The following is a 21,052-nucleotide window of genomic DNA, read 5'->3' on the forward strand; positions in this document are numbered from 1 at the left end:
CGACGACACCACCACCAGCCGCCTGCTCATCACCGAGGCGCTGCAGGACATGGGCATCCGCCAGATCGCGCTCGCCCGCGACGGCGAGGAGGCGCTGCGCATGATGATGGACAAGCCCTGCCACCTGATCATCTCCGACTTCAACATGCCCAAGCTCGACGGGCTCGGCCTGCTCAAGGCGATCCGCTCCTACGGGCCGCTGCGCAACACCCCGTTCATCATCCTCACCGGCAAGAGCGACCGCGCCCTGGTCGAGCGCGCCGCCGCGCTCGGCGTCAACAACTACCTGACCAAGCCGTTCACCACCGCCCAGCTCAAGCACGCCATCGAGGCCATCGTCGGGGTGCTGACGTGACCGCCAAACCCGCCCGCCTCACCGTGCTGCGCGGCGAGTACCATGTCGTCGCCGACGAGGGCGTCGTGCTGACCACCATCCTCGGCTCCTGCGTCGCCGCCTGCATCCGCGACCCGCTGGTGCGCGCCGGCGCCGTCGAGTTCTTCTGACAAAACCCCAGGTCCCGCCCATGCACGCCAGCGCCAGCGCCAGCACCACGCCCAACGCCGACACGTCGCTGTCCGACCTGCTCGACCGTCTCGGCACCGAGCTCGCCGAGCGCGCCGCCGCCGTCGAACGCCTGCAGCCGCTCGCCGAGGCCGCGCGCACCGATCCCGACGCGCTGCGCGCCCTGCAGGGTCTCGACCTCACCGAGCAGACGCTGCGCGCGCTCGCCGGCCTGCTGGCCGATCTCGCCGCCGCTGCCCCCGCCAACTGGCGGATCGACGCCGGCCCGGCGCTCGCCGCCATCCCGCTCGCCGACCTCGCCAACCGCCTCGCCGGCGCGACGTCCGACCAGCCGCGCGACGCCGAAGCAGACGGCGACTGCGACTTCTTCTAGGGCGGTCTACCCTCAGCGCTCCGGGTAGGGGAGTTCACACCAGGTCGAGACCAAGAATACGGGAGAGTGGATCGGCCTCTCATACGAAGGCCCGAAACGGCTCGGACCGAACTGCCGGCCCAAAGGGAGCCGAGCCCATCTTCGCTGAAGCCGAAGCTGAAGACAGAACAGGTCAAAGGCGTGCGGCCGCAAGGGGCGGCCGCCGTCGCAAGGAGTGGCGGCGTCAGTCCGCGAGCGCCAGTTCCAGATAAATCTTCTGCAGTTGCCGCGTCACCGGGCCGGGCTTGCCGTCGCCGATGATGCGATCACCGATCCTGTTGACCGGCGTGACCAGGCTCGAGGCGCTGGTGAGGAACGCTTCGGCCGCCTCAAAAGCCTCTTCGACGGTGAACAGCCGTTCCTCCAAGCGAAGCTGCCGGTCTTCCGCAATCTTTATCACCGCGCGGCGGGTGCAGCCTGGCAGGATTGCCTGCGAGTTCGGCCGGGTGACCAGCACGCCGTCCCCGGTGAGGATGAAGGCGGTGGAGGAGGCGCCCTCGGTGACGAAACCATCCTCCACCATCCAGGCCTCGTGGAAGCCGCCGGCATTCACCGACTTCTTGGCCAGGACCTGCGCCAGCAGCATGGTCGTCTTGATGTCGCGACGCGCCCAGCGGCTGTCGGCGACGATGCCGACGGCAACGCCGTTCTGCACGGACGCGGCGTTGACCAGGTTCTTCTGCTGGGTAAAGGCGATGAAGGATGGCTTCATGTCGTCGGCAAAGCCGAAGTCGCGGTCGGCGACGCCGCGGGTGACCTGCAGATAGACCACGCCCTCGTCGAGGCCGTTGCGCGCGATCAGCTCGCGCTGGACCTGGGCGATCTCGTCCCTCTGCAACGGCATGGGAATAAAGATCTCGTTCAGCGAACGCTCAAGGCGGGCGAGGTGCAGGTCGTTGTCGACCAGCTTGCCGCCGATGACTGCGGAGACCTCGTAGATGGCATCGGCAAAGAGGAAGCCGCGGTCGAAAACCGAAACCTTGGCTTGGTCCTCGGCGACATAGTCGCCGTTGATGTAGATGATTCTGGCCAACTTGCTCTCCGGTAAGCCGGAGGGGCGTCGCTGGGCGCGCCCGCCCCGCACGAAGGGTTTTTCAGGTGCCGCGCCGGCCGGCGGGAGGCCAGCCGGCGCGTCGAGGGTCACTTGCCGTCGCGCAGGCCTTCGGCGGCATAGGCCGCGATATCGGCATGGGTGGCGAACCAGACGTCGTCGTGGCCGCGGATGTGCCGGATCAGCTCCTCCAGGATGGAGATGCGCGAGCGGTAGCCGATGACATGCGGGTGCATGGTCAAAAGGAACAGGCCGCCTTCCTCATAGGCGCGGTCGAACTCGCGGCGGAAGATGTCCAGCACACCCGAGGGCGCCATATAGGGGCGCAGGGCGGTGAAGCGGTTCATGTTGAAATAGACCGCGTCGTCGCGGATCCATTCCACCGGCAGCTCCACGATGCCGGTCGGTTCGCCGTTCTCGACGATCTCGTACGGGTCGTCGTCGGCCATGAGCGAGGAATCGTAGAGCAGGCCCAGTTCGCGCTGGATCTTGAGCGTCACGCTGGAAAAATCCCAGGACGGCGTGCGCATGCCGACCGGGCGAACGCCGGTGATCTTCTCCAGCGTGTCTGCGGCGCGGAAGTGCAGGTCGCGCTCGTTTTCCGGCGGCACCTTGGTGTTGAGCTCGTGGATCCAGCCGTGCAGGCCGATCTCGTGGCCCTCGGCAACTACGCGCCGCTGTTCGTCGGGATAGAGCAGGCCGACCACGGCCGGAACGAAGAAGGTCGCCTTGATGTCGTTGTCGGCGAGCGTCTTGAGGATGCGCGGGATACCGACGCGGTTGCCATACTGGCCCTGCGACATGCGGCCGATGGATTCGCCGCCGTCGCGCAGCTCGTTGCTCTCATGGTCGCTGTCGAAGGACAGTGCCACGGCGCAGCGCGCGCCGTTCTTCCATGCCTTAGGCTTCAGCGAGCGGCCGGCACGGATCTTCTCCACCTTGCCGCGCCAAACCGACTCGTCCCACTGCCAGGGTTCCATCATTCACCTCGTATTTTGATGGTTCAAACTGCTGCCGCGGCCGCCTGCACCTGCTGCGGCAGCACCGGCACTGCCGCGAGCAGCCGCCGCGTATAGTCGTCCTGCGGGTTCTCGTAGATCTCGGCGGTCTGGCCGGCCTCCACGATGCGGCCGCGATACATGATCGCGACGCGGTCGCACAGATGCCGCACGACCGAGAGATCGTGGCTGATGAAGATCAGCGTCAGCTCCAGTTCCTTGCGCAGGCGGATCAGCAGATTGATGATCTGCGCCTGGATGGAAACGTCGAGCGAGGCCACCGGCTCGTCGCAGACCACCACGTCCGGCTGCATGGCGAGCGCGCGCGCGATCGCCACGCGCTGGCGCTGGCCGCCGGAGAACTGGTGCGGATAGCGACTGGCGAAGGCCGGGTCGAGCCCGACAGCGGCGAGCCACTGGCGGACATATTCGCCGGCCTGCGCCCGCGTGACGAGCCCATGCGCCAGCGGTCCCTCGGAGATGCTGTCGCCGACGCGCATGCGCGGGTCGAGCGAGGCGAACGGGTCCTGGAAGATGGTCTGGACGCGCGTGGTCACTTTCGTGGGGTTGCGGCCGCCGGAGATGACCGGGTCGCCCTCGAGCCTGACCTTGCCGGTGGTGGGCGCGTAGATGCCGGCCGCGATGCGGCCCAGCGTCGACTTGCCGCTGCCGGATTCGCCGACGAGACCCAGCGCATCGCCGCGTGCCAGCGTCAGGCTGATATTGTCGACCGCCTGCACGACGGGAACGGGCGACGCAAGACCCGCCTTCTCGGCGAGGTCGTGCAGCAGGCCGGTGTTCCTGCGGAACTGCTTGCTGACGCCCTCGATGACGAAATAGGGCACGTCGTGCTTCGGCACCCGGGTCTGCCCGGAGGCCTCGCGGCGTGGCGGCGGCGCCGGATCGGCTTCGCCGTCGCCGCTGTTGCGGGCCAGCATGGCGCCGGGTTCGGCGCGCGAGGGCAGGGCGTCGAGCAGTCCGCGCGTATAGGGATGCTGCGGGTTGAGCAACACGTCGTTGGTGGCGCCGGCCTCGACGATGCGCCCGGTCTTCATCACGGCGACCTGGTCGGCGATGGAGGCGACGGTGGCGAGGTCGTGGCTGATCCAGATCAGCGCGGTCCCGGTTTCCTTCACCAGTTCCTTCATCTCGGCCAGGATCTCGACCTGGATCGAGACGTCGAGCGCGGTGGTCGGCTCGTCGGCGATGATCAGCTTGGGCTTGTGCAGAAGCGCAATGGCGATTGCCACGCGCTGGCGCATGCCACCGGAGAACTGGTGTGGGTAGAAGTCGACCTTGAGCTCGGGGTCGGGGATGCGCACCTGCTTCAGCGCCGCGATCGCGCGCTGGCGTGCCTCGGCGGTGGAGATCTTGCCGTGCGCCTCCAGGGCGAGCCGGATTTGCGTGAAGATGCTGAGCACCGGGTTCAGCGTCATCATCGGATCCTGGAAGACCATGGAGATGACCTTGCCGCGGATGGCGCGCAGCTCATTGGGCGCGAGGCCGACGAGCTCGCGCCCCTCGAGCTTGATCGATGAGCCGCTTTCGATGCGGCCCGGCTGATCGATCAGGCCGATGATCGAGAAGCCGGTGATGCTCTTGCCCGAGCCGGATTCGCCGACAAGGCCGAGGACTTCGCCGGCGGCCAGCGAGAACGACACGCCGTCCACCGCCTTCATCAGGCCCTTGGCGGTGTGGAAATGGGTCTTGAGGTCGGTGACCTGCAGGAGCGGCGCCGTCATTTCTGCAGCCTCGGGTTGAGCTGGTCGCGGATCTGGTCGCCGACGAGGTTCAGCGACACGATGAACAGGATGAGCGCGATGCCGGGGTAGATCGAAATCCAGTAGCGGCCGGACAGCAAATACTGGAAGCCGTTGGCGATCAGCATGCCGAGCGACGGCTCCGTCGGCGGCAGGCCGACGCCGAGGAAGGAGAGAGTGGCTTCGAGCGAGATCGCGCTGGCCACCTGCACCGTGGCCACCACGATCAACGGCGGCAGGGCGTTGGGCAGGATGTGCCGAAGCACCACCCGCCGTGCCTTCAGCGGCACCGAGAGCGCTGCCTCGACATAGTCCTTCTGCCGTTCGGCGGAGGCCGCGCCATGCGCGGTGCGCGCGAAATAGGCGTATTGGGCGAAGATCAGCGCCAGGATGAGCTGGTACTGGCCCTGGCCGAGAATGGCCGCGATCACGAAGGCCAGCAGGATCGCCGGGAACGAAAGCTGCAGGTCGACGATGCGCATCAGCAGGCTTTCGGTGCGGCCGCCGATATAGGCGGCGCTGGTGCCAACCAGGGCGCCGAGGGTGAAGGCGATGGCGCCCGAGATCGCGCCGACCTTGAGCGAGATGCGCAGGCCATAGAGGATCGCCGAGAGCAGGTCGCGGCCCTGCGCATCGGTGCCGAGCAGGTGAACGTAGCCGCTGGTGCCGACATAGCCCGGCGCGCGGCGCGCGTCGCGCAACACCAGATGGGCGAGGTCGTACGGGTCCTGTGGCGCGACGAGCGGGGCCGCCAGCGCCAGCACGACGATCAGCAAGGTCACGATGCCCGCGGCGAGCGCGACACGGTTGCGGGAGAATTCCCTGAAGAAATTGCGCAGCGGAGTCGAGGCGTTCGTCATGACCGTCCCTTTCTCAGACGCGGATCGAGCAGCACGTAGACAAGGTCCACGGACAGGTTGATGACAATGAACAGCAGCGCGACCAGCATCAGGTAGGCCACCATGACGGGGCGGTCGAGCGAGGTGATGCTGTCGATGATGAGCTTGCCGAGGCCGGGCCAGGAGAAGATCGTCTCCGTCACCACGGCGAAGGCCAGCGTGGAGCCGAACTCCAGGCCGAAGACCGTGACCAACGGGATGGAGATCAGCTTCATCACATGGCGCAGCAGGATCGTGCGCTCGCTGATGCCGGCGGCGCGGGCAAACTTCACCGTGTCGCTCAGCATGATCTCGCGGGTGCCGGCGCGGGCCAGGCGGATCATCATCGACAGCTTGAACAGCGCCAGGTTGATGCCGGGCAGCAGCATGTGCTTGAAGCCGTCGGCGGTGAGGAAGCTCCATTCGACGCCGAAGAGCGAGACGGTCGCGCCGCGCCCGCCGGCCGGCATGCAGCCGCACTGCACGGCAAAGACCATGATGAGCATCAGTCCGAACCAGAAGGTCGGCACGGAGAAGCCGAGGATCGAGGCGCCCATGATGACCCGCGAGGCGAGGCTCTGCGGCCGGTATCCGGCATAGACGCCGAGCGGGATGCCGACGGCCGAGGCGAGGATGACCGCAAACAGCGCCAGTTCGAGCGTGGCAGGCAGGCGCGACAGGATCAGCGAGCCGACCGGCATGCCGTAGACGAGGGAGGTGCCGAAGTCGCCATGGATGAGCCGGTTGGCGAACTCCAGATATTGTTGCCACAGCGGCAGGTCGAGGCCGTAGCGGGCGATCACCTGGGCGCGGATTTCCTGCGTGGCGTCGGGAGAGAGCAGAACGTCGATCGGGTTACCGACGGCGTAGACCCCGCAGAACACCAGCATGGACATCGCGATGACCACGAGTCCCGCCTGGAAAGTGCGTTGAAAGACGAAAGAAAACATCGCTCCCCTGTCGCGTCCGTTGCGGACGTCATCTTGCCCTAGTTGGCTCGGATCAGTTCCAGTCGGATTCCAGAAGCGCGCGGGTCTCTGCCACCGCGACGTCCCAGATGGCCAGCATGTCGGCGTCGGGACGCTCGAAAAGGCCGTGATAGTTGCCTTCGCCCAGCATCTCGCGCTTGGTCACGGCATCGACGCGCGCCAGGCGGGCGAAATCGATGCGCGGCTTGGGCTCGGTCGGCTGGGCCACATTCGCAAGACGCGTCCACGGAAAATTCTCCATCCACGAGGCGTGCGAGGCCGCCGGGTCGGTTTCCATCACCTTCTGCCAGGTTGCCGGCGCACGCCACCAGTCGTGCATCTTCACGCGGGCATCCGGGTGCGCGTTCAGCCATTCGGAGATGACAGCCGTCGCCGGCGTATTGCCGCCGTGGCCGTTGACCACGAGAATGCGGCGGAAGCCCGACCGGTACATGCTGTCCAGCAGGTCTTCGATCACGCCGATATATGTGGAAAGCCTCAGCGTCATGGTGCCCGGATAGGCGGAGAAGGAGGCGGCGAGCCCGTAAGGCATGACCGGGAAGACCGGAATGCCGAGCGGCGCGGCCGCATCGATGGAGATCTTCTGAGCCAGGATCATGTCGGTGCAGAGGCTCAGATAGGCATGCTGCTCGACACTGCCGATCGGCAGGATGCAGCGGTCGTCGCTGGCGACGCGCTCTTCCACCTGCATCCAATTCATCCCGGCTATGTCCATCGTGCTCTCACTTTCAGGCTATGCGAAGTCGGTTCGACACGAGCATTGACGCAGAGGCGAAAGCGCCGTCAGCGCCGCGTCGCATTAGTTCAACATTGTTCTATTAGGAACTAAAAAAAGAAATTGACAGCCGATTTGCGCTAAGTCAAGTTCCATCCGGAACAAACGACGGGTGGGGAGAAGAGGCCATGGCGTCGGACGACACCGGTTTGACGACCCTTGATGATCTGCTCATGGAGGCGGGACGGCGGGACACGCCAGACGGCGCCGTCGACGAGCTCGTCGCCGTCAAACTGTGGCAGAACCCCTGCTGGTTCTCGTTCCGGATCAATTTCCTGGCGCTGCAGTTCAACGTGCCGATCTATCGCTGGATCGAGGTGGAATTCGGCCTGCAGCGGGTCGAATTCGTGGTGCTCTACTCGCTCAGCCTCAAGAACGGCGTGACGGCGAGCGCCATCTGCAATTCGTCCGGCTTTCCAAGAAATACGATCAGCCGCGCGATCCAGAAGCTGATCGACAAGAAGATCGTCCGCCGCGAGGTGGATCCGGGCGATCTCAGAAGCTTCGTCCTGCACCTGACGGATGAAGGAAGACGTATCGTCGACGAGGCCATGCAGCCCATGCGGGAACGCGAGCAGCTGATGCTGAAAGGGCTCAGCCCGGCCGAGCAGCTGATGCTTTCGGAACTGCTGGCCAAGGTCGTCGCCGATTCGAGGAAGTGGCCAGAGACCTGGCCGTCCAACAAGAAATCCAGCCAACAAACCGACACTCCAGAGGAGATGGAAGAAGTATGAATCTCTTGCGCGTAACCACCGGGGCGGCACTTGCCCTCGGCCTGTATGCCAGCGTTTCCAGCATGGCGATGGCGGCCGATCTTACGGTCGCCGTCCGGTCGGGCCCGGCATCGATCGATCCCGACTTCACTGCCACCGGCACGCAGGCCGAGGCGATGAAGCACATCTATGACACGCTGATCAAATCTGGCGACAACCTGCAGCTCGAGCCGGGCCTGGCCGAAAGCTGGCAGGCGCTGGACGACACCACCTGGGAATTCAAGCTGCGCAAGGGCGTGAAGTTCCACGACGGTTCGGACTTCACCGCCGAGGACGTCAAGTTCTCCATCGAGCGCATCCCGCACGTCACCGGCCCGAACCCGACGACGGTCTATGTGCGCCGCGTGCAGGGCATCGAGATCGTAGATCCCTACACCATCCGCATCAAGACTGACGGCCCGGCGCCGACGCTGCCGAACGACTTCATCCGACTGTTCGTCGTCTCGCATGTCGCGGCCAAGGACTTTTCCGACACGCCGGAACACGCCACCGAGGGCTTCAACTCCGGCAAGGCGGCAATCGGCACCGGCCCCTACAAGTTCGTCTCCTGGACGCCGAAGGAAGAGCTGGTGCTCGAGCGCTTCGACGACTATTGGGGCGGCAAGGAGCCGTGGGACAAGGTGATCCGCAAGGAGATCCCGAACGACGCCGCGCGCGTTGCCCAGCTCAAGGCCGGCCAGGTCGACGTCGCCGCCCGCATCCCGGCTTCGGATATCCCGACGCTGGAGCAGGATTCCTCGATCAGCATCACCAAGATCGACAGCGTCTATGCCTTCCTGCTCTATTTCGACTTCCGCGAGCAGACGCCGCAGGTGACGGCCAATGACGGCTCGGCCCTGCCGAAGAACCCGTTCCTCGATCCGCGCGTGCGTGAGGCCTTCGATCTGGCCATCGACCGCGACACCATCACCGAGGTGGCGATGGAAGGCATGGGCAAGGCCCAGTCGCAGATCGTGACGCCGAACATCTTCGGCTACAATCCGGCCATTCAGGTCACGCAGCCGGATGTGGAGAAGGCCAAGCAGCTCCTGGCTGACGCCGGCTATCCGGACGGCTTCAAGGTGGTGTTCAACTTCACCAACGACCGCCTGCCGAGCGACAAGGAAGTGGGCACCACCATCGCCCAGATGCTGGCTTCCATCGGCGTGACGGTCGAGGCCAATGCGCAGCCCGGCGCGGTCTACTTCCCGGCCAACACCCGCGGCGACTACAGCTTCGGCATGTCCGGCTGGGGCACGCTGACCGGCGAGGCCAACTACACGCTGGGCGCGCTTGCGCACACCAACGATCCGGCCACCAAGCTCGGCGCCTTCAACGTCCACTTCTATTCCAACCCGGAAATGGACAAGCTGATCGAAGCCGCGGCGGCCGAGATGGACACGCCCAAGCGTGAGATGCTGCTGCAGGATGCCAACGCCCTTGTCGCCAAGGAGCGGCCGCTCCTGCCGGTCGCCTCGACGGTTTCGGCCTGGGGCCTGAAGAAGGGCCTGACGATCATCCCGCGTTCCGACGAGGACACGCTGGCGATGAACATCCGTCCGGCAAACTGATATAAGCCAATGAGAAAGCGGCCGCCCGCGAGGGCGGCCGCAGCATTTGAGGAATTGGAAATGGGACCTGTTGCACTGGCGATCCATGGCGGCTGCGGCGTCATGGCCAAGCTCGACCTGAGCGAAGAGGAATGGGCGGCCGCCCGCGTGGATCTGCGCCGCTCGCTCGAGGCGGGATGGGCGATCCTGTCCGCCGGCGGGCGGGCGCTCGACGCGGTCGAAGCCGCAGTCGTGGTGATGGAGGATTCTCCGCATTTCAACGCCGGCCATGGCGCGGCGCTCAACGCGGCCGGCTATCACGAGCTCGACGCCTCGATCATGGACGGCGAAACCCAGACCGGCGGCGCCGTGGCAGGCTCCCGTCACATCCGCAACCCGGTAAAGGCCGCGCGGCTGGTGATGGAACGCGGCGAGGCGGTGCTTCTGGCCGGCCATGCCGCTGACGACTATGCCAAGGCAGGCGGCCTGGAAGTGGTGCCGAACAGCCACTTCACCACCGAGCGCCGGGTCAAGGCGCTTGCCGCCATGAAGGAACATGAAAAGCAGGGCACCGCGGCCAAGGCGAGCGAGTCCGAAAAGCACGGCACGGTGGGCGCGGTGGCGCTCGACGCGGCGGGGCATCTCGCGGCTGCCACCTCCACCGGCGGCTACAACAACAAGCCCGAGGGCCGCGTCGGCGATTCCCCGATCATCGGCGCCGGCACCTATGCGCGCGACGGCGTCTGCGCCGTGTCGGGCACTGGCAAGGGCGAGTTCTTCATCCTGCACGCGGTGGGCCATGAGGTGGCTTCGCGCGTTGCCTATCTCGGCGAAAGCCTGGAGCAGGCGGCCTCGAAGATCATCATCGACGAGTTCCAGCCGCGCAGCATCGGCGCCGGGCTGGTGGCCGTCGACGCCAAGGGCAATATCGCCGCGCCCTACAACACCGACGGCATGTTCCGCGGCTGGGTCACGCCCGAAGGCAAGTTCTTCGTCGGCACCCACGACAAGGTCTTCGCACTCTAGAGCAGTCGTCTGGCGACTGGCCAAACGACTCCAAGGTCCGTCATCCTTGCAACGGCCCGAGAACCGGTTGACGGTTTTCGGGCCGTTTGCGCTCGTTTCGTGTCCCGTTGCCATCACGTCACTGTGACTGCCTGAGAGCCGGGATGCGGGAATAAACGGGCCGGTCCGCCGGTCTCCTAAGCATGCGCCACCCACGACGCGACAGGAGACCGACATGACTTCTCATCACGATGACAATGACGGAAACGGCATCACACGGCGCCACGCGCTGGAATGCATGATCTGGGCCGGCACCGGCGTGCTCTGGACAATCTCGGGCGGGGTGCCGGTCTCGCTCAACCTGCTTGGCGAGGCCAAGGCAGCAGAGGCACTCTCCCAGGGCTTCACCTTCCTGCAGATCTCCGACAGCCATATCGGCTTCGACAAGGCGGCCAATCCGCATGCGATCGACACGCTGAAGGAGGCCATCGCCAAGATCCATGCTCTGCCGATCAAGCCGTCCTTCATGATCCACACGGGCGACATCACCCATCTCTCCAGGGCCGACCAGTTCGACGCCGCCGAGCAGATCATCGGCGGGGCAGGGTTCGACGTGCACTACGTGCCAGGCGAGCACGACGTGATCGATGAGGGCCAAGGTCGCGCCTATCTCGACCGCTATGGCAAGAACACCAAGGGAGAAGGCTGGTTCTCCTTCGACCAGAACGGCGTCCACTTCGTCGGGCTGGTCAATGTCGTGAACCTGAAGGCCGGCGGCCTCGGCAATCTCGGGGCCGAGCAATTGGCCTGGCTTGCCGACGACCTGAAGGGGGTGAGCAACTCGACCCCGGTCGTCGTCTTCGCCCACATTCCGCTCTGGGCGATCTATCCCGAATGGGGATGGGGCACGGACGACGCCGCACAGGCGCTCGCCATGCTCAAGCGCTTCGGCTCGGTCACGGTGCTTAACGGGCACATTCACCAGATCATGCAGAAGGTCGAAGGCAACATCACCTTCCACACGGCCCGCTCGACCGCCTTCCCGCAGCCGGCGCCCGGCACCGCTCCGGCGCCCGGGCCGATGACGGTGCCGCCCGGCCAGCTTCGCGGCCTGCTCGGCATCACCGATGTCGCGGTGAAGCGGGGCAAGGCGGATCTCGCGATCATCGACAGCACGCTGGCCGACAGCTAGCGGCCCGCCGTCAGCGATCTGGAGGGCGGTGGCGTCACCGCCCTCAATAGGAGGAAATCTACATGCTTCCCATCCGTTTTCCTGCCCGGCAGCTTGCCGTTCTCTGCATCGCCCTCGGCATGATGGCGGCAGTGCAAGTACCGGTCCGCGCCGGAGACGCCGCGAGCGTCAAGATCGAGAACTTCGCCTTCACGCCCCAGGAGCTGACCGTGAAAGTCGGCACCACCGTCACCTTCCAGAATGACGACGACATCCCCCATCTGGTCGTTGCGACGGACAGCTCCTTCCGCTCCAAGGCGCTTGACACCGGCGACACCTACGCCTTCACTTTCACCAAGCCCGGTGACTTTCCCTATTTCTGCGGGATTCATCCCCACATGCAGGGCAAGATCACCGTTACCCAGTGAAGGCGGTCGGCAAATCTGTTCTGGAGTGCCGGACGATGTGGCTGTGTTAGGCAGCAAGTCCCCTTCTGAACGCTTCGGCGAGGTGGTCCTGCCGCATCTCGCGGACGCCCTTGCGCTCGCCCGCTGGCTGACCGGCAATGTCGACGATGCCGAGGACGTCGTGCAGGAAGCCTGCCTGAAGGCCTTTGCCGGCATCGAGACCTATGCGGGCGGCAACGCCCGGGCCTGGCTGCTGACGATCGTGCGCAACGTATTCTACACCTGGCTGGCGCGAAACAGGCCGCGCGGCCTCGTCATCACGGGCGATCTCGCCGATCTCGACGAACTTTCGGCCGCTCCCGAAGCAGGCGTCGCGGATCCCGACGGCCCCGAGGCCGAGTTGATCGCGAAAGCGGATACGGCGGCTCTCGAAGCGGCAATATCGCGGCTGCCGCCGCCCTTTCGTGAAGTTCTGGTGCTGCGCGACGTCAACGGCCTCAGCTACCGCGAGATCGCGGCCATGCTCGGCCTGCCGCTCGGCACGGTGATGTCGCGCCTGTCTCGAGCCCGGGGACTGTTGATGTCGGAACTGGGGAGCGAGCGATGAGCGCCGGTGAGGCACTGCCGACAAACCCGACGGACTTGCGTCTGCTGGTCCAGGCCCTGGCCGATGGCGAACTCGATGCGGCAACGAGCCTGGCGCTGGAGCGGCGCATGGCGGAGGAGCCGGCGCTTGCCGCCGAATATGCGCGCGTCGTCGCCTTGCAGGCAGCCATTGGCAGCTTGCCCCGTCCCCAGGTCAGCGGGGAATTCCGGGCCCGGATTGCCTCGCTCGCCGGTGAAGACAAAGCGGCCGTGGCGCCGATGAAGTATCGGTTTGGCTCCTACGACTGGCGCGCCCTGGCGGCTTCGATCCTCGTTACGGCAGTTGTCGCAAGCGGGACGACCTATTGGGCAACGAGGCGCAGCGGGCAGGACGAGTTCGTCGCCGACATTGCCAGCAGCTATCAGCGCAGCCTGATTGCGGCGAGCCCGGTAGACGTCGCCTCCTCGGACAGCCACACGGTCAAGCCCTGGCTCGATGCGAAGGTGGGCATGTCGCCGCCTACGGTCGACCTGTCGAAGGACGGATATGTGCTTCTGGGCGGCAGGGTGGAGGTGATCGGCAACAAGCCGATGCCGGCCCTGGTCTATCGGCTTCGCAAGCATCTGATCACTGTAGTGGCGGCACCGCAGGGGCCCGGAACCGTGGCGACCCCGGTCGCCAAAGACGTTTCGGCCGGCGGGTTCTCGATCGTCCATTGGACCGACGGCGCCTTCTCCTATTGGGCCATATCCGATATCGCGCGATCCGAACTGCAGGACTTTGTCACCCGCTTCCGCGCGGCGGTCGCGGCCGGCTGAGGAGCGGTGAGCAAAGGCGACCTTATTTCGAATTGGCCGGCGCGGGTGAAGGTATGTGTCCTACCTCCGCTGGGCGCAGGCCAATTGGTTGGAATAAGTTGTTCTTTTCTGAAATATGCAACTAATGGTTGCTTTTGCGTCGGCAATTAATTGTCTGTTAGGGGGCGGGCTGTCACGAAGAGCCGGTCTAAATACAGGACGGGTGGGTTCCTTGAAACGTCGTGACTTTCTTTTTGGTGCATCTGCATTGGGGCTGACCGCGCCCCTCATGTTCAAGGCGGCGGTTTCGCCGCTCCAGGCGCAAGAGGCTGCGCCTGAGGGCGCGCGCATCGCCCGGGCAGCGATCTTTCCGGCGATCGGCTTTTCTCGCGTCGGCAATGCCGACCAGTGGTTCCTGGCGCCCGAGGTGCCGGGTCTGCTCAACGAGCCCGAGGGCGGCTTCAAGGATGCCGACGGCCGGATAAAGAAGCAGGTGCAGCGCTTCCGCATCTACGGCTATGACGATCAGGGCCGCGTGGTGCGCGAACTCGACGCCTCCGACGGCGTGCGGTGGAGCGTGCATGTGGCCAACACCAAGGCTGCCTGGTACGGTTTCGTAAACGCCATGGACCGCGGCGAAGCCGCCCCGGGCGTGCCGGGCGCGTTGCGCAACGCCTCCATCCCTCTCGACAAGCGTGCGGACATGCTCGCGATCGACCCCGGCGCGGTGGAGATTTCCGGTGCCTCGGCCAATGACGGGGGCGATGAAGCCGCCTATCGCATGCAGGGACGCTTCTGGCAGGCGCTGGACGTGGAGCTTGGTCATCTGCGCACTGACGACAAGGGCCGCCTGATGGTCTTCGCGGCGAACGGTGTTTCCCGCACGGCCATCCCGCAGAACCCCGTGCGCGACTTCACCAACAACGACGGCTGGCACGACGATTGGAGCGACGGCTGGGTGAAGGCCAGCGTCACCATCTACGGCGCCGAGGTCGAGTGCGATCCGGCATGGGTGGTGTGCTGCGGACCGAAGTTCGCGCCGCAGCTCGAACCGATCGTCACGCTCTACGATGCCGCGCGCGAAGCCATGATCTCGCTCGGCCAGCTCGACGCGCCGGCCGACAAGGTGTCCTTCCGGCGCGACGTGCTGCCGATCCTGCGCCGGGCCGGCAGCATGCAGTGGGTGGCTGCCGCATCCTTCCTCGGCGCGGCCTGGAACGATATCGGCGATCTCTCCGATCCGGCGGTCATCGAGAAACTCTCCCGCCCGACGGACGAAGGCCAGGACGATCGCAAGAAGGTGTTCGAGGCCTTCCGCCGGCCAGGCGGGGAAGACCAGCGCGTGGACGCGCTACCGCTCATGCTGGGCGATGGCGTCAACTATCCCGACAGCACCCACTCCTGGCTCACCCTCACGCCCACGCAGCACCGCGTGCTTGAACTGTGGGCCAAGGGACTGTTCGTGGACGATTATGCCGACGAGGCAGGCGACGCCGTCGCGGGTCTCGACGATCTCCCGGTCGCCCTCCAGCCGGAAGCCCTCACGCGTGCTGCGCTCGACGCCTGCTCGGGCGGCGCGTTCCATCCGGGCGTGGAGATCACCTGGCCTATTCGCCATCCCGAGCTCTATCGCAGACGTAACGAGACGTCGCTGCCCTTCCGCCTCGCGATTTCCAACCGTCCGGGCCTGATCCAGGACCTCGGCCACCAGCTCAACCCGACCAACGTGTTCACGGGCAATCCCGAAAAGCCCGAGCACGGCGCGCCGATCGGCCCGCAGGCTCCGGGGGACATGACGCGCTGGATGGGCGTTCCCTGGCAGGGCGACGCCTTCAGCTGCCAGGCAGTGCAGACCGCGGACGGCTTCCCCACTCCGGTCTGGTGGCCCGCATTGCTGCCGGTCGACGTGCTTCCCGAAGCCTTCTACGAGCAGCTCATGCGCACCGACCTCAGCGAGGAGGAACGCCTGCGCTTCTATCACTCGCGGGTGCCCTGGGCGCGTGGCGCCGCCGGCGTCGGCCTGCATGTGGAGGCCGGCTATACGGATGGCCTGCGCCGCATGATCGAGCTGTGGACCCGCATGGGCGTTCTCGTGCGCCGTCCCGGCCCCAAGGGCCTCCCCGGCGTGCCCGAGCACCTGTATGTCGAGGTCCAGCGCGGTTCCATGGACATTGCGGCTTCCAGCACGACCCTCTGAGGGCGGGCATGAACCGTATCGTCGTTCTCGGTGCGGGGGTGGCGGGCATGTCCGCCGCCCGTCGCCTGGCCATGGCCGGGCACGCGCCGCTTCTGGTCGCGCCCTTTGGTGAAGCGCCGAGCCGAGGCGAAACGCTGTCCTACAAGGCCGAGCATTTTGCGGAGACGCTGGGCTGGGCGGGCCTGCTGGACGCGGATACCGCGCTCAGGGGCGGCGGACGCTTCTCGATCTGGGGCGGCCCTGCGCTTCGCCAGGCGGGGGATGAGAGCCACGGTTTCCATATCGACCGCTCCCGGCTCGAGCAGCGCATGGCGCAAAGCCTGGCCGAAGCCGGTGTCGAGCGCCTTGCTCTCACTGCGAACACCCTGGAGCATTTGCCGACCGGCGTGCGCGTGAACCTGGCCGACGGGCGCGTCATCGAGGCGCCCGCCCTGATCGACTGCACCGGCCGGGCGGCCATTTCCTCCGGGGAGGCGGCAAACAGGCGGCGTCTCGACAGGCTGGTTGCCGCATGGCGCGTGCTGGACCTGCCGGATGACACCGAAGCCATGGCCGCCACGCTGGTCGAGGCGGTGGAACTCGGCTGGTGGTACATGGCGTCGATGCCGGGCCGGCGGATGATGCTGGGCCTGTTCACCGATTCCGACCTCCTGCCTGCGGGCGCCAGCCGGAACGGCGCGCTCTGGGCCAGCCTTGCGAGCCACACACGGGCCATCGCAGCTCGGCTCGAGAGCCTTGGGCTTGATGGGGTAGCCGGCAACGCAGCACCAGAGATCGCGCCGGCGGCTTCTGTCACGGTGTTCCGGATTTTCGAGGGTCGCATCCTTCGCGCCGGCGACTCCGCCGCGGTGCTCGATCCGCTGGGAGCCAACGGTCTTGCCACCGCTCTTTGGAGCGGCATCAACGTCGCGGACGCTGCCCTGGCATTGATCGCCGGCGATCCAGCGCCCGCTCGCGCTTACGAACAGGCCTTCCTCGAAGGCATCGCCAATCACCTTGCCAATCAGAAGGCCATGTATGGCGTCGAGCAACGTTTCACCGACGCGCCTTTCTGGTCGCGCCGAATTCACCCTTCATCGCAATCGGACAATCAGGAATAGGTTCATGAAAACAAGCCTGCGCATTCTTCTCTTGGCTGCCACGGCCGCATTGGCTCCTGCTCTCGCTCACGCCGAGGAAACGAGCGCGGTGCAGATCATCGCTCCCACGGAAAACACCATCACCCCCAGCGGCACCTGGAGCATCGGCGCCCGCGCGGGCGACTTCGTCTTCGTGGGTGGCATGCGCGGCGTCGACCGCGCCACGGGCAAGCTGGTCGAAGGAGAGGAAGCGCGCGTCCGCCAGATGTTCGAAAACATGCTCGCGGTTGCCGAAGCAGCCGGCGCCACCAAGCATGACGCGGTGCGCCTGACGGTGTTCGTCACCGACGTCGCGCGCCTGCGCCCTGTGGTCAACAAGGTCCAGAAGGACATCTGGGGCGATGGTCCCTATCCGCCGCGCACGGTGCTGGAGGTTCCCGCGCTCGATCAGGGCGACATCGCCGAAATCGACGGGACTTTCTACGCGCCCGTCAAGAAGTAAGCATCGATGTCGGGCCGGCCGGGACGCTACGAGCCCGGCCGGCACCCAAACGAACTCCACGCGGAGGCGCAACATTGGCGGGCCTCGCGCGTTTTAGCGCATAGGGTGGCGGAGGCCCCTATGGGCAGGGAAGGTCGTCAGCAACGCAGCCAGATGGCTTGCGTAGCGTGCTTTCTTTCAATGGCAATAGCTGCATCTCATGCGGCCGCAGCCACGGGGAGCGATTTTGGAGCTACCGGCGCGGGGTTGCCCGGCTCCAGCGAAGGAATCTTCGTGCTGGAACTTATCCTGCTGCTGGTGGTGGGCCGTGGCCTCGGCGAAATCTTCCAGCGCTTCGATCAGCCCGCGATCGTCGGCCAGCTGATTGGCGGCATTCTCCTCGGGCCAACCTTGTTCGGCTGGCTGTGGCCGTCCCTCCAGCACGGCATCTTCCCCTCCAATCCTGCCCAGAAGAGCATGATCGAGGCGGTGTCCCAGCTCGGCATCCTGTTGCTGCTCATGCTCACGGGCATGGAAATCGACCTCAAACTTGTGCGCCGGGTCGGCAAGTCCTGCCTTGTCATATCCGCCGCAGGCATAGTCATTCCCTTCGTCTTTGGCTTCGCTTTTGCTTCCTTCCTGCCGCTATCGCTGCTGCCCGATCCGAGCCAGCGCCTGGTCGCCGGTCTGTTCCTCGGCACGGCGCTTTCGATCTCGTCGGTCAAGATCGTGGCGATGGTGGTGCGCGAGATGAACTTCATGCGGCGCAACCTGGGCCAGATCATCGTTTCCTCCGCCATCCTCGAGGACACGATCGGCTGGCTCGTCATCGCCGTCACCTTCGGCATCGCCGCACATGGCAAAGTCGAACCCCTGCCGCTGCTGGGCACAATCGCGGCAGTCGTGGCTTTCATGGCGTTCAGCTTCACCATTGGGCGGCGCATGGTCTTCGCGCTGATCCGCTGGAGCAATGACGCCCTTCAGAGCGACTACGCTGTCATCACCGTGATCCTCATCATCATGGGAATCATGGCCTGGGTCACCAACCTGATTGGCGTGCACACGGTGCTCGGGGCCTTCGTGGCGGGCATTCTGATCGGCGAGTCGCCGATCCTTTCTGGCCACATCGAGGCGCAATTGCGCGGCATCATCACCGCGTTGTTCATGCCGGTGTTCTTCGGCATGGCGGGGCTGTCGGCAGACCTGACCGTGCTTGCGGCTCCACCGCTCGCACTGCTTACCGTGGCGCTTATCGCGATTGCCAGCGTCGGCAAGTTCAGCGGCGCCTTCCTTGGCGGAAAGATCACCGGCATGTCCTGGAAAGAAGCGACGGCCGTCGGCTGTGCCATGAACGCGCGGGGCTCGACCGAGGTCATCGTGGCCAGCATCGGCCTGTCCATGAACGTGCTGTCGCACACGCTTTTCACCATGATCGTCACCATGGCGGTCTGCACGACCCTGTCGATGCCGCCGATGCTGCGTTGGGCGCTGCGTCGGCTGCCGATGACGCCGGAGGAGAAGGAGCGCATCGAGCGCGAAGCGCTAGACGAGCGCGGTTTCATCGCCAGGCTGGAGCGGCTGCTGGTCATTGTGGACGACAGCCCCATCGGGAAATTCACCGCGCGGCTCGCAGGCGCGATCGGAGGCGGCAGCGGGATGCCGATCACATTGCTGCGCCACGACATGGAACCGCCCTCTGCCTCGCCCGGACGCGGCAAGCCGGAGGCGCATGTCAGGCAGTTGCGGCGGGCGGCAAAGACGAGCGCCGATGTGGTCCAGCAAGGTGAAGGCACTGCCGTGGAGGAGGTGCATCTGACCGCGCGCAATGAAACTCCCGTGACCACCCAGACCATCGCGGACGAAGCTCGCAAGGGCTACGACATGCTTCTCGTGGGCCTGTCCGGGAGCACGAGCGGCGAGGGGACCTTCACGCCCAAGCTCAACGACATCGCCGCCGGGTTTGAAGGGCCGCTGTGTCTTGTCCTGCAAGGCGAGGCCGGCACCGGCCAGGCGCCACGTCTCGGCAAGGGTTCGACCATTCTCGTCCCGATCAATGGCACGGAGGTGGCGCGGCGCGCTGCGGACGTGGCGCTCGCGCTGGCGCGGCCGCGCAAGGCACGCGTCAAGGCGCTCTATGTGGCCCGCGGCAGCGCGCGGGGCGGTCGGCGTCCCTCCATATCCCGCTGGCGGGAGGAGGCCATGCTGAAGCAGATCGTTGAACTCGCGAACCGCTATGACGTGCCGATCAAGACGGCAATCCGCATGCACGCCAATCCCGACGAGGCTATCTGCCGGGAAGCGAAGCAGGCCTCGCTCGTGGTCATGGGCGCAGCACAACGCCCCGGACGCGAACTGTTCTTCGGCGAGACGGCGATGGCCGTCGTGACCAAATGCTCCCAGCCGGTCGTGCTGGTCGTCACCGAGCGCGTGCAGCCTGCCGAATAGAGAGGCGAAAGACGTGGGTCGGCGGCTGGAGTGGCTATGCCGACTGCGAGACGGCGATGGTTCTGCTTGCCCCCTGACGAGATGGCAAAGGCGCCGCAAGTCGCAGCCGAGGCCCTAAGGCATGGTTTTGAAAAGAATGGCGCACCCTAACTGATGAAACAGCGAACATCTATCTAATTGAATTCAAGAGATAATTCGTGAGATTGCTGGGCCGGCATGGAGGCTTTGGGCAAATATGAGGCTCAAGCTTGGCCGATCTGCCCCGCTTACCCGAGGTCGACTCGGCGACCTGCTTCTCCGCGCCTTTCTGGATCCGATGGAATGGCATCGAACTTTCGCTGCCGCCGTCGGGCCTGAAGCGGAATACGCCTGTGGATCCGCGGAACCCGGCGGGATTTTCGAACACGCTCTTCTGCGGTGTCATAGGCATAGGCCGCGGTGATGTCGGCCGTATAGTTGAAGATTGCCTTGAAGCGGTTGCCGATGGGATCGGTCTCCGTTACGTCCAGCGTGGCGATGTAGGCGCCTTGCAGGGCAGGGTCGTCTATCGAGTGTTCGAGCCACCGGTTCGTCCCGATCAGCGCCATGTCCTTCGTCAGCAGCCCTTCGGACTTCAGCGCCGCGGCGACAAAGGCGGGGTTGCTGCCTCCGGTGGCAATGAGATCGCCTCCGGCGCTTCGACCAGCGCCTTCACGTCGGCCACGGCCTTGGCGGCGCTTTCGTTGGTGTCGTAGGCCACGGTCACCGCGAGCCTGGCACCGTAGACGCTCAAGCTATTGGGCGACGCGCTTTTCGAGCGTTGCGGCATCAGGGCCGCGCGGAACCAGCAGGACGAATCTTCGCGCGCCTTTTGCGGCGATCGCCCCCGCGCCGGCGGCCGCGATGTCGCCTTTGTTTAAGATCGTGGCTGCGAAGCTGGGGGTTTCGATCAACATTGTGATTAAAGCCTGGCCGACGCATTTGGGCATGCGCAAGCGGATGTCGGGACGGCAAGTCGTCGCCTGATGCCGCGGCATTGGCCTCTTCGGCCACGGTGTTCATGCGGCTGCGATGCGATCCAGATAGATCAGTCACTGCTTCATATTGTAGAGGATGTTGGCGGCAGATTGTGGATGCCACAGTCGTGGCCGCGCCGAAGCAGCGCAACACGGACGACCGGAAGGCGGAGGTCAAGGCGGGCAAGATACCGGATCCCT

General features: G+C 65.5%; 22 protein-coding genes and 1 pseudogene. 14 read left to right on the forward strand and 9 right to left on the reverse strand.

Annotated elements, in window-relative coordinates; all coding sequences use genetic code 11:
• The 3 genes and pseudogenes from ABLE85_RS22840 to ABLE85_RS22850 form a co-directional block, all read left to right on the forward strand.
• The coding region (locus ABLE85_RS22840) for a response regulator (RefSeq protein ID WP_348795008.1) at positions 1-355 on the forward strand (355 nt) is incomplete at its 5' end.
• Positions 352-474 (forward strand): annotated as a pseudogene (locus ABLE85_RS22845) (chemotaxis protein CheD); the annotation flags it as partial. The gene ABLE85_RS22840 and the pseudogene ABLE85_RS22845, both read left to right, overlap by 4 nt.
• Before the next feature lie 50 nt (positions 475-524).
• Positions 525-896 (forward strand): hypothetical protein, encoded by a 372-nt coding sequence (locus tag ABLE85_RS22850; RefSeq protein ID WP_348795009.1) that lies wholly within the window; start codon positions 525-527, stop codon positions 894-896.
• 223 nt (positions 897-1,119) lie between these two features.
• On the opposite strand, the gene ABLE85_RS22855 is transcribed toward ABLE85_RS22850, so the two are convergent.
• From ABLE85_RS22855 to ABLE85_RS22880, 6 genes are all read right to left on the reverse strand, one after another.
• Complete coding sequence (locus tag ABLE85_RS22855; RefSeq protein WP_348795010.1) at positions 1,120-1,968, reverse strand: D-amino-acid transaminase; 849 nt, start codon at positions 1,966-1,968, stop codon at positions 1,120-1,122.
• A gap of 107 nt (positions 1,969-2,075) precedes the next feature.
• The gene (locus ABLE85_RS22860) at positions 2,076-2,969 is read right to left on the reverse strand and encodes a polysaccharide deacetylase (protein ID WP_348795011.1); all 894 of its coding nucleotides are present in this window, start codon (positions 2,967-2,969) and stop codon (positions 2,076-2,078) included.
• Positions 2,970-2,989: 20 nt separating this feature from the next.
• The gene (locus ABLE85_RS22865) at positions 2,990-4,726 is read right to left on the reverse strand and encodes an ABC transporter ATP-binding protein (RefSeq protein WP_348795012.1); all 1,737 of its coding nucleotides are present in this window, start codon (positions 4,724-4,726) and stop codon (positions 2,990-2,992) included.
• Positions 4,723-5,604: an ABC transporter permease gene (locus ABLE85_RS22870; protein ID WP_348795013.1), complete on the reverse strand. Its 882-nt coding sequence runs from the start codon at positions 5,602-5,604 to the stop codon at positions 4,723-4,725. The genes ABLE85_RS22865 and ABLE85_RS22870 overlap by 4 nt, the downstream gene beginning before the upstream one ends.
• Positions 5,601-6,572 carry an ABC transporter permease gene (locus tag ABLE85_RS22875; RefSeq protein ID WP_348795014.1) on the reverse strand — a complete coding sequence of 324 codons (972 nt, stop codon included), beginning with the start codon at positions 6,570-6,572 and terminating at the stop codon, positions 5,601-5,603. Before ABLE85_RS22875 ends, ABLE85_RS22870 begins: the two co-directional genes overlap by 4 nt.
• Positions 6,573-6,624: 52 nt before the next feature.
• Positions 6,625-7,326, reverse strand: a complete 702-nt coding sequence (locus ABLE85_RS22880) for a creatininase family protein (protein WP_348795015.1) — start codon at positions 7,324-7,326, stop codon at positions 6,625-6,627.
• A 188-nt stretch (positions 7,327-7,514) separates the two neighbouring features.
• On the opposite strand from ABLE85_RS22880, the gene ABLE85_RS22885 reads away from it, so the two are divergent.
• The 11 genes from ABLE85_RS22885 (at position 7,515) to ABLE85_RS22935 (ending at position 19,856) form a co-directional block, all read left to right on the forward strand.
• Entirely contained in the window at positions 7,515-8,120 is a 606-nt protein-coding gene (locus ABLE85_RS22885; protein ID WP_348795016.1) for a MarR family transcriptional regulator, read from the forward strand.
• Positions 8,117-9,709 (forward strand): ABC transporter substrate-binding protein, encoded by a 1,593-nt coding sequence (locus ABLE85_RS22890; protein ID WP_348795017.1) that lies wholly within the window; start codon positions 8,117-8,119, stop codon positions 9,707-9,709. The genes ABLE85_RS22885 and ABLE85_RS22890 overlap by 4 nt, the downstream gene beginning before the upstream one ends.
• A gap of 60 nt (positions 9,710-9,769) precedes the next feature.
• On the forward strand, positions 9,770-10,714 hold the full coding sequence (locus ABLE85_RS22895; protein WP_348795018.1) for an isoaspartyl peptidase/L-asparaginase: 945 nt from the start codon (positions 9,770-9,772) through the stop codon (positions 10,712-10,714).
• A 214-nt stretch (positions 10,715-10,928) separates the two neighbouring features.
• Complete coding sequence (locus ABLE85_RS22900) at positions 10,929-11,885, forward strand: metallophosphoesterase (RefSeq protein ID WP_348795019.1); 957 nt, start codon at positions 10,929-10,931, stop codon at positions 11,883-11,885.
• A 62-nt stretch (positions 11,886-11,947) separates the two neighbouring features.
• Positions 11,948-12,292, forward strand: a complete 345-nt coding sequence (locus ABLE85_RS22905) for a cupredoxin family copper-binding protein (protein ID WP_348795020.1) — start codon at positions 11,948-11,950, stop codon at positions 12,290-12,292.
• Between the two features lie 37 nt (positions 12,293-12,329).
• A complete protein-coding gene (locus tag ABLE85_RS22910; protein WP_348795021.1) occupies positions 12,330-12,878 on the forward strand; it encodes a sigma-70 family RNA polymerase sigma factor in 549 nt (182 codons plus the stop codon).
• Positions 12,875-13,675, forward strand: a complete 801-nt coding sequence (locus ABLE85_RS22915) for an anti-sigma factor (protein WP_348795022.1) — start codon at positions 12,875-12,877, stop codon at positions 13,673-13,675. The genes ABLE85_RS22910 and ABLE85_RS22915 overlap by 4 nt, the downstream gene beginning before the upstream one ends.
• 211 nt (positions 13,676-13,886) lie before the next feature.
• Entirely contained in the window at positions 13,887-15,851 is a 1,965-nt protein-coding gene (gene goxA, locus ABLE85_RS22920; protein ID WP_348795023.1) for a CTQ-dependent glycine oxidase GoxA, read from the forward strand.
• An 8-nt stretch (positions 15,852-15,859) separates the two neighbouring features.
• A complete protein-coding gene (locus ABLE85_RS22925) occupies positions 15,860-16,951 on the forward strand; it encodes a tryptophan 7-halogenase (protein WP_348795024.1) in 1,092 nt (363 codons plus the stop codon).
• Positions 16,952-16,955: 4 nt separating this feature from the next.
• Positions 16,956-17,432, forward strand: coding sequence for a RidA family protein (locus ABLE85_RS22930; protein ID WP_348795025.1), 477 nt, complete (start codon positions 16,956-16,958; stop codon positions 17,430-17,432).
• Positions 17,433-17,705: 273 nt separating this feature from the next.
• Positions 17,706-19,856: a cation:proton antiporter gene (locus ABLE85_RS22935; protein ID WP_348795026.1), complete on the forward strand. Its 2,151-nt coding sequence runs from the start codon at positions 17,706-17,708 to the stop codon at positions 19,854-19,856.
• A 266-nt stretch (positions 19,857-20,122) separates the two neighbouring features.
• On the opposite strand, the gene ABLE85_RS22940 is transcribed toward ABLE85_RS22935, so the two are convergent.
• From ABLE85_RS22940 to ABLE85_RS22950, 3 genes are read right to left on the reverse strand one after another with little or no spacing between them, the layout of a single operon-like run.
• Positions 20,123-20,443, reverse strand: coding sequence for a hypothetical protein (locus ABLE85_RS22940; RefSeq protein WP_348795027.1), 321 nt, complete (start codon positions 20,441-20,443; stop codon positions 20,123-20,125).
• Between the two features lie 26 nt (positions 20,444-20,469).
• Positions 20,470-20,628 carry a hypothetical protein gene (locus tag ABLE85_RS22945; protein WP_348795028.1) on the reverse strand — a complete coding sequence of 53 codons (159 nt, stop codon included), beginning with the start codon at positions 20,626-20,628 and terminating at the stop codon, positions 20,470-20,472.
• A gap of 1 nt (position 20,629) precedes the next feature.
• Entirely contained in the window at positions 20,630-20,872 is a 243-nt protein-coding gene (locus ABLE85_RS22950; protein ID WP_348795029.1) for a hypothetical protein, read from the reverse strand.
• Positions 20,873-21,052 lie beyond the last annotated feature (180 nt).

The sequence above is a fragment of the Mesorhizobium sp. KR1-2 genome, from assembly GCF_040045035.1.
Lineage (GTDB): Bacteria > Pseudomonadota > Alphaproteobacteria > Rhizobiales > Rhizobiaceae > Pseudaminobacter.

Bases quoted from the DNA above. Each gene is read 5' to 3' on its own strand.
- ABLE85_RS22870 (WP_348795013.1), bottom strand. From the start codon at position 5,604: ATGACGAACGCCTCGACTCCGCTGCGCAATTTCTTCAGGGAATTCTCC.
- ABLE85_RS22930 (WP_348795025.1), top strand. From the start codon at position 16,956: ATGAAAACAAGCCTGCGCATTCTTCTCTTGGCTGCCACGGCCGCATTG.
- ABLE85_RS22950 (WP_348795029.1), bottom strand. From the start codon at position 20,872: ATGCCGCGGCATCAGGCGACGACTTGCCGTCCCGACATCCGCTTGCGC.
- ABLE85_RS22925 (WP_348795024.1), top strand. From the start codon at position 15,860: ATGAACCGTATCGTCGTTCTCGGTGCGGGGGTGGCGGGCATGTCCGCC.
- ABLE85_RS22850 (WP_348795009.1), top strand. From the start codon at position 525: ATGCACGCCAGCGCCAGCGCCAGCACCACGCCCAACGCCGACACGTCG.
- ABLE85_RS22885 (WP_348795016.1), top strand. From the start codon at position 7,515: ATGGCGTCGGACGACACCGGTTTGACGACCCTTGATGATCTGCTCATG.
- ABLE85_RS22890 (WP_348795017.1), top strand. From the start codon at position 8,117: ATGAATCTCTTGCGCGTAACCACCGGGGCGGCACTTGCCCTCGGCCTG.
- ABLE85_RS22940 (WP_348795027.1), bottom strand. From the start codon at position 20,443: ATGGCGCTGATCGGGACGAACCGGTGGCTCGAACACTCGATAGACGAC.
- ABLE85_RS22860 (WP_348795011.1), bottom strand. From the start codon at position 2,969: ATGATGGAACCCTGGCAGTGGGACGAGTCGGTTTGGCGCGGCAAGGTG.
- ABLE85_RS22865 (WP_348795012.1), bottom strand. From the start codon at position 4,726: ATGACGGCGCCGCTCCTGCAGGTCACCGACCTCAAGACCCATTTCCAC.
- ABLE85_RS22880 (WP_348795015.1), bottom strand. From the start codon at position 7,326: ATGGACATAGCCGGGATGAATTGGATGCAGGTGGAAGAGCGCGTCGCC.
- ABLE85_RS22915 (WP_348795022.1), top strand. From the start codon at position 12,875: ATGAGCGCCGGTGAGGCACTGCCGACAAACCCGACGGACTTGCGTCTG.
- ABLE85_RS22875 (WP_348795014.1), bottom strand. From the start codon at position 6,572: ATGTTTTCTTTCGTCTTTCAACGCACTTTCCAGGCGGGACTCGTGGTC.
- ABLE85_RS22900 (WP_348795019.1), top strand. From the start codon at position 10,929: ATGACTTCTCATCACGATGACAATGACGGAAACGGCATCACACGGCGC.
- ABLE85_RS22895 (WP_348795018.1), top strand. From the start codon at position 9,770: ATGGGACCTGTTGCACTGGCGATCCATGGCGGCTGCGGCGTCATGGCC.
- ABLE85_RS22905 (WP_348795020.1), top strand. From the start codon at position 11,948: ATGCTTCCCATCCGTTTTCCTGCCCGGCAGCTTGCCGTTCTCTGCATC.